Below are 11,425 nucleotides of genomic sequence, written 5' to 3'. Positions count from 1 at the left end.
CGCTGGGACGGGAGTTGGGCGCGCTCGCCGACGTCACCGGCCGGCTCTTCGAGACCGTCGTCCCCGACCGGATCGCCTACCAGGAACGGCTCGCCGCCACCGACCAGGTCCGCGCCTACAAGCAGGTCCTGCTGGACGCCCTGGACGCCCGCCCCGGACACCTCGTGCTCGACTGGGGCTGCGGCCCCGGCACCGACCTGGACGCCCTGGCCCGCGCCGTCACCGCCCGCGGCCGGGTGCTCGGCATCGACCACGACCCGGAGATGGTCCGGCGGGCCGGCGCCCTCCCGCACGCCCACGTCCTGCACGCCGACGTGCACCGGCTCCCGCTCGCCGCCGACAGCGCGGACCGGGTCCGCACCGACCGGCTGCTCCAGCACCTCGCCGACGTCCCCCGGGCGCTCGCCGGGGCGCACCGGGTGCTGCGCCCCGGCGGGCGGCTGGTCGCCGCCGAACCCGACTGGGACACCCTGGCCGTCGACCACCCCGACCTCGACATCGCCCGCGCCTGGAGCAGGCACCTCGCCGACCGGATCGTCCGCAACCCCGTGATCGGCCGTCAACTGCCGCGGCTCGCCGCGCAGTCCGGCCTCGACGTGCGCGCCGTCGTCCCCGTCACCTCGGTGTACCGCGAGGTGCGCGCCGCCGACCAGGTGCTCGGACTGCACCGCAACACCGAACGCGCCGTCGCCGCCGGCTACTTGACCCGCCGCCAGGCCGACGACTTCCTCGACCACCTCGCCCACGGACCGTTCCTGGCCTCCGTCACCCTGCACGTGGTGACCGCCGAGAAGCCCCGGCGCTGACGGACGGCGAGGCCGCCCCGCTCGGACGGGGAGCGGGGCGGCCTCGGCGATGTCTGCGCGGGAAGGGTCAGGAGGCGGACTTCGGGCCGCAGAAGGTGAGATCGATCAGGTCGAGGACCGCCGGGGTCAACTCGGCGCCCTTCTGCGGGTCGTACGGGTTCGCCGAGATCGCGATCTGACGGGTGCCGGCGCGGTCGCCGAACAGGTAGGTGACGTAGCCGTGGATCCCGCCCGGGTGGCCCCAGACCTCGCCGCAGGAGGTCCGCAGCTGCATCAGGCCCAGACCGTAACGGGTCGGCGGCTGCTCGTCCGCCGCCACCGTGGTGGTCATCTCGGCGAGCTGCGCCGGGGCCAGCAGCCGGCCGCCGAGCAGCGCCGCGTCGAAGCGCGCCAGGTCGTCCGTGGTGGAGATCAACTCGCCGGCCGCGCCCGCCATCGACGGGTTCAGCTCGGTGATGTCGGCCGGGCCGTCGGACAGCGCCAGGTATCCGTGGCTGTGCGGCCCGGGAACGGCGGTCGCGGTGCCGGGCAGGAAGGTGTGGCGCAGCCCCAGCGGCTGCAGGACGCGGCGGTTCACCTCGGTGCGCCAGTCATTGCCCGTCACCCGCTGCACCAGCTCGCCCAGCACCAGGTAGTCCGTGTTCGAGTAGTGCCAGCCCTGGCCCGGCGGGAAGTACGGCTGGCGCGAGACGCCGATCGCGATCAAGTCCCGGGCCCGGAGGGTCTGCCACCGGTCCACCGCGAGGAGTCGGCGCAGCGCGTCGTCCGACTCGTACGCGAACCGCGGGTCCTCCAGGAAGTCGGCCAGGCCGGCGGTGTGGTTCATCACCTGACGGACCGTGATGTTCCCGCCGTTCGGGACCAGGCCGGGCAGGTGGCGCTCGATCGGCTCGTCCAGGTCGATCCGGTGCTCCGCCGACAGCTGGAGCACCACGGTGGCCACGAAGGTCTTGGTGACGCTGCCAGCCCGGAACTCGCCGTCCACCGGCGCAGGTTGCCGGGTGGCGAGGTTAGCGACGCCGGACGTGCCGCGCCACACCGCCCGCCCGTGGTCGCGCACCTCGGCGATCGCGCCACTGGCGCCCGCCCGCCCGGTCAGGGCGTCCAGGCCCTGCTGGAGCGCGGTCCGCTGCGGCACCGGCGCGGTCGGCGGCGTGGCCGCCCCTGCGTCGGGCGCGAGGGCGAACACGGACGCACCTGCCACCAGGGAGGCGGCCAGCCGCAGTGCGGATCGGTAGTTCTTCACACGAGTCTCCTTCGACAAACGCTCTCTGATCAGGGGGTTCGTCGTCCGCAAGCCTCACGGCTCGGTCATCCCTGCGGCATCGCTCGTCGGGAGGAACCCCCGCCCGGGAAGATCCTTCTCCGGAGGTAACGGGATTCGGGGTTCCCCCGTCGATCGGCGGGGAGCGCTGTCGGGGCGTCAGGCGTCAGGCGTCAGGCGTCAGGCCGGCGGGCCGGCGGGCCTCGATCAGGGTGCGGGACATGGTGGAGACGAACACGCCCTCGCGCCCGATCAGTTCGTGCAGCTCGCGCAGGCGCTCGCGGTAGCGCTGCACGGAGAAGTTCGGCACCGTCCAGATCACCTTGCGCAGGAACCACACCACCGCGCCGACGTCGAAGAACTCCAGCCGCAGCCGCTCGTTGCGCAGCTGCACCACCTCCAGCCCCGCCGCCCGCGCGTGCGCCGCCTCCACCTCGTGCTCGCGGGTGTCGCCCACCTCGAACGGGCCGAGGAAGAACGCGCTCAGCTCGACATTGGTGCGCCCGCCGACGTGCTGCGCGACGTAGCTGCCGCCCGGGGCGAGCACCCGGGCGATCTCCGCCCAGTGCACGACGGCCGGCTGACGGCTGGTCACCAGGTCGAACGCGCCGTCGGCGAACGGCAGCGGGGCGTCCTCCGGGACGGTCACCAGCACCGCGCCGAGCGGGTGCAGCAGGGCGGTCGCCTTCGCCGCGTTCGGCGGCCACCCCTCGGTGGCGACCATGGTGCGCGGGAAGTTCGCCGCCCCGGCGCCGGCCAGCACCTCGCCGCCGCCGGTCTGCACGTCGAGCGCGGCCGAGGCCGCGGACAGCCGCTCGCCCAGGAGCCGCTGGTACCCCCAGGACGGGCGCTGTTCGGTGGCCCGGCCGGCCAGCCAGGAGAAGTCCCAGCCGTCGACCGGGGCGGCCTCGGCCTCGGCGAGAAGATCGTCGAATGAGCTGTTCATGCCGGGAATCCAAGCACGTGGGAGGCGGTGCGGACGAGCGAATTGACGCGTCCGCGATTTTCCCGACAGGGCGTCGGCAAGGGTTTGACTTAGGCAAGGCTCACCTAAATAATCGGGGGAAGTCGATCTCTGGAGGCCCGCCCATGTCCGCGTCCGTCGCCGTCGTCAATCCGTTCTCGGCCCAGCTCCGCACCGCCAGCGCGGAGGAACACCAGGCCGCCGAGCAGTCCTCCTTCATGAGCGACCTGCTCGGTGGCCGGCTCGGCATCGAGGCCTACACCGACCTCACCGGCCAGCTCTGGTACGTCTACCGCGCCCTGGAGGCCCACCTCGACACCCTCGCCGAGCACCCCGTCGCCGGACCGCTCGCCGACCGCGCCCTGCTGCGCACCGCCGCCATCGAACGCGACCTCGACCACCTGGCCGGCCCCGACTGGCGCGACACCCTCGCCCCGCTGCCGGCCACCACGGCCTGCGCCGAGCGGATCCGCACCCTCGCCACCGACTGGCCGGCCGGCTACCTCGCCCACCACTACACCCGCTACCTCGGCGACCTGTCGGGCGGTCAGATCATCCGGGGCGTCGCCGAACGCACCTGGGGCTTCGCGCGCAAGGGCGACGGCGTCCGGTTCTACGTCTTCGAGGAGATCGACAACCCCGCCGCGTTCAAGCGCGACTACCGCGCCAAGCTGGACGCCGCAGGCGAGTTGATGGACGGGGCGGAGCGCGACCGGGTCGCCGAGGAGTGCAAGGCAGCCTTCGGCCTCAACGGGGCGATATTCGCCGAGCTCGCCGAACGCCACCCGGCGTCCCGCCAGGCCTGAGCGTTCGCCCGCCGTTCTTCCACCGGCCGTTCTTCCGCAGGCCGGGACGGGGTGACGCGCCCGACGTCCGCTCGGGCATCATCGACGCCATGAGCGACACGCACCCCGACCGGCTGGCCCGGCTGTGGCAGGACTTCCTCGCCCTGCCCTTCCCGCGCAGCTGCTACCGGCAGGCCCCCGTCGGCGAAGACCTGGTCCTGCTCGACAGCCATCTGGCCGGCTGCGTGTCCGCCGCCCTGACCGGCCCCCTCGACCAGCGCCGCCGCGAGGCCCTCCACCACGGCATCGCCGCCGTCCACCGCATCCTCCCCGCCCTCGCCGACGACACCGAGGCCTGCGAGTACTTCACCCGCCTCCGCGAACTCGCCGTCCTCGCCGTCGAGCGCCAGTCCCCGGAAGGGGCGTCCCGGCAGGGGAGTTGAGCGGCCGTCCGCATGGTCATCCGGCCTCGGCGGTGCCGGAGTGCCCGGCGACGCGTTCGACGGCCTCGGGGACGCGGGTCGAGCCGGAGATCGGTTCCAGGGCGCGTGGGGTGGCCGCCGGCAGGGCGGCGAGGGCGGCGAGGACGGCGGCGACGTCCGTGGGCGGTCGATCTCGCCGGGGCCGGTGTGTTCGGCGAGGTCGACCAGGCCGGGCGTACCACCGTGCAGTCCAGGGGCCGCGCTCCACGGAGGAGTTCGGGTCGCAGAACGCCCCGCTGACACCGCTGTTCGCTGCCTTGCCGACGGTCCACGGCCGGCGCCGCCAGTTCTTCGCCCCCGATCGGCGGTGTGTTGAGCCGAACGGCGGACCTGGTCTGCGGCCCATCGGATGTCCCGTACGGCCATGTGGACCGGCGGGCCGGGCCAACCGCTGTTAAGACGGTTCTGAGCCATTGTGTCCGGCTCTCCCGGCTCCGAGGAGGCATCCTCATGGGTGCTGCAACAACGAGTGCCACCGACACCGACGTGGTGCACATTCTCTGGATCAACGCGGGGCTCAGCTGCGACGGCGACTCGGTCTCCCTGACGGCCGCCATGCAGCCGAGCATCGAGGAGATCGTCACGGGGGCCCTGCCGGGCCTGCCGAAGGTCGCCGTCCACTGGCCGCTCATCGACTTCGAGTGCGGACCGGTGCAGGGCGCCGACAACTTCGTTGAGTGGTTCTTCAAGGCGGACCGCGGCGAACTCGACCCGTTCGTCCTGGTGGTCGAGGGATCCATCCCCAACGAGGAGATCAAGAAGGAGGGCTACTGGTGCGGCTTCGGCGACGACCCGGCGACCGGTCAGCCGATCACCACCAGTGAGTGGCTGGACCGGCTCGCCCCGAAGGCCACCGGCGTCGTCGCGATCGGCACCTGTGCCACGTACGGCGGTATCCACGCCATGGAGGGCAATCCGACCGGTGCGATGGGTGTGCCGGACTACCTCGGGTGGGACTGGAAGTCCAAGGCGGGGCTGCCGATCGTCTGCGTGCCCGGCTGCCCGATCCAGCCCGACAACTTCGCCGAGACCCTGACGTACCTGCTCTACCAGCTGGCCGGCTCGGCGCCGATGATCCCGCTGGACGACAAGCTGCGCCCCGCCTGGCTGTTCGGCGCCACCGTGCACGAGGGCTGCGACCGCGGCGGCTACTACGAACAGGGGCAGTTCGCCACCGACTACGGCACGCCGGAGTGCCTGGTGCGGCTCGGCTGCTGGGGCCCGGTCGTGAAGTGCAACGTCCCCAAGCGCGGTTGGATCAACGGGGTCGGCGGCTGCCCGAACGTCGGCGGCATCTGCATCGCCTGCACGATGCCCGGATTTCCGGACAAGTTCATGCCGTTCATGGACCCGCCTCCCGGCTCGACCGTCTCCACGGCGGCCAGTTCCGCGTACGGCTCGGTCATCCGGCGGCTGCGTGCGATCACCCTCAAGACCGTCGACAAGGAACCCAAGTGGCGCCGCACCGGCCGCAAGCTCACGACCGGCTACCGCGCCCCGTGGTGACCCGGCGGGCCGCTGCGCACCCCGCGTGGCGGCCCGCCCGTCGCTCCTCCCACCCCTTCAGAAGGGCACGACAGACACGATGGCACCGATGACCAAGGCGGCCGGGGACGGCAGCGGCCTGGTGGAGATGTCCTGGGACCCGATCACCCGGATCGTGGGCAGCCTGGGCATCCACACGAAGATCGACTTCAAGCAGAAGCGGGTGGCGGAGTGCTACAGCACCTCATCGGTCTTCCGCGGCTACAGCGTCTTCATGCGCGGCAAGGACCCGCGCGACGCGCACTTCATCACCAGCCGGATCTGCGGCATCTGCGGTGACAACCACGCCACCTGTTCGGTCTACACCCAGAACATGGCGTACGGCGTGAAGCCCCCGCACCTCGGTGAGTGGATCATCAACCTCGGCGAGGCCGCCGAGTACATGTTCGACCACAACATCTTCCAGGAGAACCTGGTCGGGGTCGACTACTGCGAGAAGATGGTTCGCGAGACCAACCCCGGCGTGCTGGAGTTGGCCGAGCGCACGGAAGCGCCGCACGCCGGCGAGCACGGCTACAAGACCATCGCCGACATCATGCGCTCGCTCAACCCGATCGAGGGTGAGTTCTACCGCGAGGCGCTGCAGGTCAGCCGCTACACCCGGGAGATGTTCTGCCTGATGGAAGGGCGCCACGTGCACCCCTCCACGCTCTACCCGGGCGGCGTCGGCACGGTGGCCACCGTCCAGCTGTTCACCGACTACCTGACCCGGCTGATGCGCTACGTCGAGTTCATGAAGAAGGTCGTGCCGCTCCACGACGACCTCTTCGACTTCTTCTACCAGGCGTTGCCCGGGTACGAGGAGGTCGGTCGGCGGCGCGTCCTGCTCGGCTGCTGGGGCAGCCTCAACGACCCCGACCACTGCGACTTCACCTACCGCAACATGACCGACTGGGGCCGGCGGATGTTCGTCACCCCCGGCGTCGTGGTCGACGGCAAACTGGTCACCAACGACCTCACCGAGATCAACCTCGGCATCCGGATCCTGCTCGGCAGCTCCTACTACGAGGACTGGCAGGGCAAGGAACTGTTCGTCACCCACGACCCGCTCGGCAACCCGGTCGACCCGCGCCACCCGTGGAACCAGCACACCATCCCGCAGCCGCAGAAGCGCAACTTCGACGACAAGTACAGCTGGGTGATGTCCCCACGCTGGTTCGACGGCAAGAATCACCTGGCGCTCGACACCGGCGGCGGCCCGATCGCCCGGCTGTGGTCCACCGCGCTGTCCGGGCTGGTCGACATCGGCTACGTCAAGGCCACCGGCCACAGCGTGGTGATCAACCTGCCGCGCTCGATGACCATGCCGGAGACCACCTTCGAGTGGAAGATCCCGCAGTGGAGCAACGCCATCGAGCGCAACCGCGCCCGCACCTACTTCCAGGCCTACGCGGCCGCCGTGGCCCTGCACTTCGCCGAGAAGGCGCTGGAGGAGGTCCGCGCCGGCCGCAGCCAGACCTGGGAGCGCTTCGAGGTACCGGACGAGTCGATCGGCTGCGGCTTCACCGAGGCGGTCCGCGGTGTGCTCTCGCACCACATGGTGATCCGGGACGGCAAGATCGCCAACTACCACCCGTACCCGCCGACCCCGTGGAACGCCAGCGTCCGCGACAGCTACGGCACGCCCGGCCCGTACGAGGACGCGGTGCAGAACACGCCGATCTTCGAGGAGAACTCCCCGGACGACTTCAAGGGCATCGACATCATGCGGGCCGTCCGCAGCTTCGACCCCTGCCTGCCCTGCGGCGTCCACATGTACGTGGGCGGCGGGAAGACCGTGCAGCAGATGCACGTGCCCACCGGCCTGAGCGGGCTCGCATGACGGCGGAGCAGACCGGGCAACGGGTCCAGGAAGCGCTGGACCGGCTCGCCGCGCACGGCGCGCAGGAGACCGGCGAGCACTTGGTGCGCGAGCTGATGGAGATGTACGGCGACGGCCTCACCCGACTGGTCCGGGCGGTGCCGCCGCCCGCGCTGGACCGGCTGCTGGACGACCCGGTGGTGGCCGGACTCCTCGTCCTGCACGACCTGCACCCCGAGGACGCCACCGCCCGTATCCGCCGGGCGCTCGCCACCCTCGCCGAGCCGATCGAACTGTCCGGCTACGAACCCGCCACGGGCACCGCCCGGCTCCGCCGCACCCGAGGAGGCTGCGGCTGCTCCGAGCAGGACATCGAGACCGTTCTCGCCTGCCACGCACCCGAGGTGACGGTGCTGGAGCTGGAACAGGACCCGCAGTTGCTGCAGATCTCCGCCCGCCCGCCCAGCCCGGCGGAGGCACGGTGAGCATCCGTCCACTCGACAGGCTCGGCACTGCCTTGCTGCGCCGGCTGCGCGAACCGGCCCCTCCGCAGCCCGAGCGCTGCACCTTCTGCGGCCAGCGCGTTCCGCAGCAGCACCGGCACCTGGTGGACACCGAGGAACAGGCCCTGACCTGCGTCTGCACCGCGTGCGGGCTGCTCTTCCAGCAGCCGGGCGCGGCCGGCGGCCGTTACCGCGGTGTCCCCGACCGCCACCTGATCGACCCGGACCACCGGATCGGCGAGGACGCCTGGGCGGCGCTCGGCATCCCGGTCGGGACCGCCTTCCTCTTTCGCAACGCCAGGCAGGACCGACTGGTGGTGTTCTACCCCGGCCCGGCCGGTGCCACCGAGAGCGAGCCGGACGAGGCCGCCTGGCAGACCGCCCTCGACGGCAGCCGGCTCGCCGCCGTCCTGGAGCCGGACGTCGAGGCGCTGCTGCTGCGGCACACCGACGACGGCGTCCAGTGCCACCTGGTGCCCATCGACACCTGCTACGAACTGGTCGGCCGGCTGCGGCGCTGCTGGCGGGGGTTCGACGGCGGCGCCGAGGCCCGGGCCGAACTCGACGCCTTCTTCGCCCGGCTCGACGAGCGCGCCAGGCCGCTGGCGGCGGAGGTCTCCCGATGACCGAACTCGGCTTCGCCTGTACCGGCGTGACGACCGATCCGCACGCCGCCGGGCCCACGCTCGTCTTCCGGCTGCGGATCACTGCGCCCGCCGCCCGGGTGCACGCCCTCGCGCTCCGCTGCCAGCTTCGCATCGAACCCGCCCGCCGCGGCTACGGCGAGGCGGAGGGCGAGCGGCTCGCCGACCTGTTCGGCGAGCGCTCCCGCTGGGGCACGACGCTCAACCCGGTCCAGCTCGCCCAGGTGCCGCTGATGGTCCCCGGGTTCACCGGCGAGACCGAGGTGGACCTGCCCGTGCCGTGCACCTACGACATGGACGTCGCGTCCGCCCGCTACCTCAGGGCGCTGGACGGCGGGGAGGTCCCGTTGCTGCTCCTGTTCTCGGGCACCGCGTTCGCCGGGCCCCGCGGGTTCCAGGTCACCCCGGTCCCGTGGGACCGGGAGGCTTCGGTGCGGATGCCCGTCGCGGTCTGGCGGGAGGCGATCGACCGGCACTTCCCCGGCTGCGGCTGGCTGCGGCTGCCCGAGGACGTGATGGACGCGCTGCTCGCCTACCGTTCCAGGCGAGCCCTGCCCTCCTGGGAGGCCACCGTGCGGGAACTGCTCACCGCCACCGAGCTTGAGGACGCCGCCCGGTGACCGCCTTGACCGAGGAGTTCGACAGCAGATTCGCACAGGCCCGGCAGATCGCCGACGCCGTGCTCTTCGAGGGGTACGTGCTGTACCCCTACCGCGCCTCGGCCGCCAAGAACCGGCTCCGCTGGCAGTTCGGCGTGCTCGTCCCGCCCGGCTGGGGCGAGGACAGCGGCGAGCACTCCCACCAGCGCACCGAGTGCCTGATGGAGCCGCGCCCCGGCGACCGACTGGCCGTGGAACTGCGCTTCCTGCGGGCTCAGCGCCGCACCGTCGAACGCGCCCTGCCCGGCGGCGGGTTCGAGCCGGTCGAGGAGTTGGAGCTTGCCGACCGGGTGCTGGTGCCGTGGGACGAAGGCGTCGAGGAGCGCATCGAGCTACTGCTCCCGGTCCCGGAGCCGGCCGAGGAGGTAGTGCACCCGTTCCACCTCCCGGCCGGCGAGGACATCGAAATCCTCCTTGAGGAAGACGTGCCGATCGGACGGCTGGTCCGGCGACGGGAGTCGGTCGAGGGCGTGCTGAGGCTGACGGCCCGCGCGGTCCCGGGGCCGTACGCGGCCCAGCGGCTGACCGTCGTGGTGGAGAACACCACCGTTCGGACGGCGGCGCCGGCAGACGGGCGGGAGGCGGCGCTGCAGCACTCGCTCGTCTCGGCGCACCTGCTGCTGGGGCTCGACCGGGGCTCCTTCCTGTCGGTCACCGACCCGCCAGAGTGGGCCAGGGAGGCGGTCGCGCAGTGCCGCAACGAGCACACCTGGCCGGTCCTCGCCGGGCCGCCCGGGCGCTGCCGGGTGCTGCTCTCCTCGCCGATCATCCTGGAGGACCACCCGAGCATCGCCCCCGAGAGCCCCGGCGCGCTCTACGACGCGACCGAGATCGACGAGATTCTCGCACTGCGGACCGCCGCCCTGACCGACCGTGAGAAGCGCGAGGCCCGCGGTACCGACGAGCGGGCCGGCGCAGTGATCGACCTCGCCGACTCGATGCCGCCGGAGGTGCTGGAACGCCTGCACGGCGCCGTCCGAGGCCTGCGCGAGATCACCGGGAACGTGCCCGGCCGGCCGTGGTGGGATCCGGGCGACGACCCCGAGGCCGACCCGGAACACGACCGGGTCGTCGTCGACGGCCGGCAGGTCGGTGCGGGCAGCCGGGTCGTGCTCAGGCCCGGGCGGCGGCGCACCGACGCGCAGGACCTGTTCCTGGACGGGCGGACCGCCCTCGTCGAGGCCGTGCTGCACGACGTGGACGGCTCGGTCCACCTCGCCGTGACGGTGGAGGACGACCCCGGCGCGGACCTGTGGCGGGCCCAGGGCCGCTTCCGCTACTTCCAGCCCGACGAGATCGCCCTGTTGGAGGAGCCATGAGCACGGGCCGCGTCCTGGTCGCCGGGGTCGGCAACATCCTCCTCGGCGACGACGGGTTCGGGGTGGAGACCGTCCGGCGGCTGGGGGAGCACCCGCTGCCGGACGACGTCGAACTGCTCGACGTGGGCGTGCGCGGCGTCCACCTCGCATACCAGGCCCTGGACGGCTACCGGCTGCTGGTGCTGGTCGACGCCACCGCGCGAGGCGGCGGGCCGGGCACTGTCCACCTGATCGAACCGGATGCCGGCCCGGTCGAGGTGCCCGTCCTGGACGGGCACCGGATGGGGCCCGACGCAGTGCTCGCGCTGCTCGGCACCCTGGCCGCAGGTACCGGAGGCACTCTGCCCGAGCGGGTGCTCGTGGTGGGCTGCGAGCCGGAGTCGCTGGACGAGGGAATCGGCCTGAGCACACCGGTTGCCGCCGCCGTCGAGGAGGCGGTCCGGGTGGTTCTGCGGATCGTCGGCGCGGAGCAGCCGACGGGCGCGACGGCGGACCCGCAAGTGGAGAGAGAGACAACGGCATGGTGAAGAAGCTGCTCTGTGCAGTCGTCGTGACGGCCGTGGCGGTGGTGATCTGGCAGAACCGGGACGACTTGAAGCGGTACGTGAGGATCAGCCGGATGTGAGCCGCGGATTGCTGCGAACGGCGTAGCC

At 72.1% G+C, this 11,425-nt stretch carries 13 protein-coding genes; 11 read left to right on the top strand and 2 right to left on the bottom strand.

Translation table 11 applies throughout. From position 1 onward, the window contains the following. Positions 1-806, top strand: an 806-nt coding sequence (locus IEZ12_RS18375) for a methyltransferase domain-containing protein (RefSeq protein ID WP_229847664.1), incomplete at its 5' end; no start/stop codon positions are given. Between the two features lie 67 nt (positions 807-873). Here the strand turns inward: IEZ12_RS18375 and IEZ12_RS18370 are convergent. Then, positions 874-2,052 carry a serine hydrolase domain-containing protein gene (locus IEZ12_RS18370; protein ID WP_189272960.1) on the bottom strand — a complete coding sequence of 393 codons (1,179 nt, stop codon included), beginning with the start codon at positions 2,050-2,052 and terminating at the stop codon, positions 874-876. A gap of 184 nt (positions 2,053-2,236) precedes the next feature. Beyond that, complete coding sequence (locus IEZ12_RS18365) at positions 2,237-3,016, bottom strand: methyltransferase domain-containing protein (RefSeq protein WP_189272959.1); 780 nt, start codon at positions 3,014-3,016, stop codon at positions 2,237-2,239. A gap of 143 nt (positions 3,017-3,159) precedes the next feature. Here IEZ12_RS18365 and IEZ12_RS18360 point away from each other — a divergent pair, with 143 nt between their 5' ends. The 10 genes from IEZ12_RS18360 to IEZ12_RS40610 all read left to right on the top strand — a co-directional run bounded on the left by IEZ12_RS18360 (position 3,160) and on the right by IEZ12_RS40610 (position 11,397). Next, positions 3,160-3,840 carry a biliverdin-producing heme oxygenase gene (locus IEZ12_RS18360; RefSeq protein ID WP_189272958.1) on the top strand — a complete coding sequence of 227 codons (681 nt, stop codon included), beginning with the start codon at positions 3,160-3,162 and terminating at the stop codon, positions 3,838-3,840. Between the two features lie 89 nt (positions 3,841-3,929). After that, the gene (locus IEZ12_RS18355) at positions 3,930-4,262 is read left to right on the top strand and encodes a hypothetical protein (protein ID WP_229847663.1); all 333 of its coding nucleotides are present in this window, start codon (positions 3,930-3,932) and stop codon (positions 4,260-4,262) included. Positions 4,263-4,751: 489 nt separating this feature from the next. Continuing rightward, positions 4,752-5,807, top strand: a complete 1,056-nt coding sequence (locus IEZ12_RS18350) for an NADH-quinone oxidoreductase subunit B family protein (protein ID WP_189272957.1) — start codon at positions 4,752-4,754, stop codon at positions 5,805-5,807. 79 nt (positions 5,808-5,886) lie between these two features. After that, a complete protein-coding gene (locus tag IEZ12_RS18345; protein WP_189272956.1) occupies positions 5,887-7,668 on the top strand; it encodes a nickel-dependent hydrogenase large subunit in 1,782 nt (593 codons plus the stop codon). Beyond that, the gene (locus tag IEZ12_RS18340) at positions 7,665-8,132 is read left to right on the top strand and encodes a NifU-related iron-sulfur-binding protein (RefSeq protein ID WP_189272955.1); all 468 of its coding nucleotides are present in this window, start codon (positions 7,665-7,667) and stop codon (positions 8,130-8,132) included. The genes IEZ12_RS18345 and IEZ12_RS18340 overlap by 4 nt, the downstream gene beginning before the upstream one ends. After that, complete coding sequence (locus IEZ12_RS18335; protein WP_373295493.1) at positions 8,129-8,776, top strand: DUF5947 family protein; 648 nt, start codon at positions 8,129-8,131, stop codon at positions 8,774-8,776. The genes IEZ12_RS18340 and IEZ12_RS18335 overlap by 4 nt, the downstream gene beginning before the upstream one ends. Further along, positions 8,773-9,414, top strand: a complete 642-nt coding sequence (locus IEZ12_RS18330) for a DUF6084 family protein (protein WP_189272954.1) — start codon at positions 8,773-8,775, stop codon at positions 9,412-9,414. Before IEZ12_RS18335 ends, IEZ12_RS18330 begins: the two co-directional genes overlap by 4 nt. After that, the gene (locus IEZ12_RS18325) at positions 9,411-10,772 is read left to right on the top strand and encodes a hypothetical protein (protein ID WP_189272953.1); all 1,362 of its coding nucleotides are present in this window, start codon (positions 9,411-9,413) and stop codon (positions 10,770-10,772) included. Before IEZ12_RS18330 ends, IEZ12_RS18325 begins: the two co-directional genes overlap by 4 nt. Continuing rightward, positions 10,769-11,299, top strand: coding sequence for a hydrogenase maturation protease (locus IEZ12_RS18320; protein ID WP_189272952.1), 531 nt, complete (start codon positions 10,769-10,771; stop codon positions 11,297-11,299). The genes IEZ12_RS18325 and IEZ12_RS18320 overlap by 4 nt, the downstream gene beginning before the upstream one ends. Beyond that, positions 11,293-11,397: a DUF6893 family small protein gene (locus tag IEZ12_RS40610; RefSeq protein ID WP_373295492.1), complete on the top strand. Its 105-nt coding sequence runs from the start codon at positions 11,293-11,295 to the stop codon at positions 11,395-11,397. The genes IEZ12_RS18320 and IEZ12_RS40610 overlap by 7 nt, the downstream gene beginning before the upstream one ends. Positions 11,398-11,425 lie beyond the last annotated feature (28 nt).

It is taken from the genome of Kitasatospora griseola, assembly GCF_014648555.1.
GTDB classification, from domain to species: domain Bacteria; phylum Actinomycetota; class Actinomycetes; order Streptomycetales; family Streptomycetaceae; genus Kitasatospora; species Kitasatospora griseola.
This window is presented reverse-complemented; position numbering and strand designations above follow the sequence as displayed.

What these genes read in the sequence shown, in the direction of transcription:
- IEZ12_RS18365 (WP_189272959.1), bottom strand. Translation starts at nt 3,016, where the DNA reads ATGAACAGCTCATTCGACGATCTTCTCGCCGAGGCCGAGGCCGCCCCG.
- IEZ12_RS18360 (WP_189272958.1), top strand. Translation starts at nt 3,160, where the DNA reads ATGTCCGCGTCCGTCGCCGTCGTCAATCCGTTCTCGGCCCAGCTCCGC.
- IEZ12_RS18355 (WP_229847663.1), top strand. Translation starts at nt 3,930, where the DNA reads ATGAGCGACACGCACCCCGACCGGCTGGCCCGGCTGTGGCAGGACTTC.
- IEZ12_RS18350 (WP_189272957.1), top strand. Translation starts at nt 4,752, where the DNA reads ATGGGTGCTGCAACAACGAGTGCCACCGACACCGACGTGGTGCACATT.
- IEZ12_RS18345 (WP_189272956.1), top strand. Translation starts at nt 5,887, where the DNA reads ATGGCACCGATGACCAAGGCGGCCGGGGACGGCAGCGGCCTGGTGGAG.
- IEZ12_RS18340 (WP_189272955.1), top strand. Translation starts at nt 7,665, where the DNA reads ATGACGGCGGAGCAGACCGGGCAACGGGTCCAGGAAGCGCTGGACCGG.
- IEZ12_RS18330 (WP_189272954.1), top strand. Translation starts at nt 8,773, where the DNA reads ATGACCGAACTCGGCTTCGCCTGTACCGGCGTGACGACCGATCCGCAC.
- IEZ12_RS18320 (WP_189272952.1), top strand. Translation starts at nt 10,769, where the DNA reads ATGAGCACGGGCCGCGTCCTGGTCGCCGGGGTCGGCAACATCCTCCTC.
- IEZ12_RS40610 (WP_373295492.1), top strand. Translation starts at nt 11,293, where the DNA reads ATGGTGAAGAAGCTGCTCTGTGCAGTCGTCGTGACGGCCGTGGCGGTG.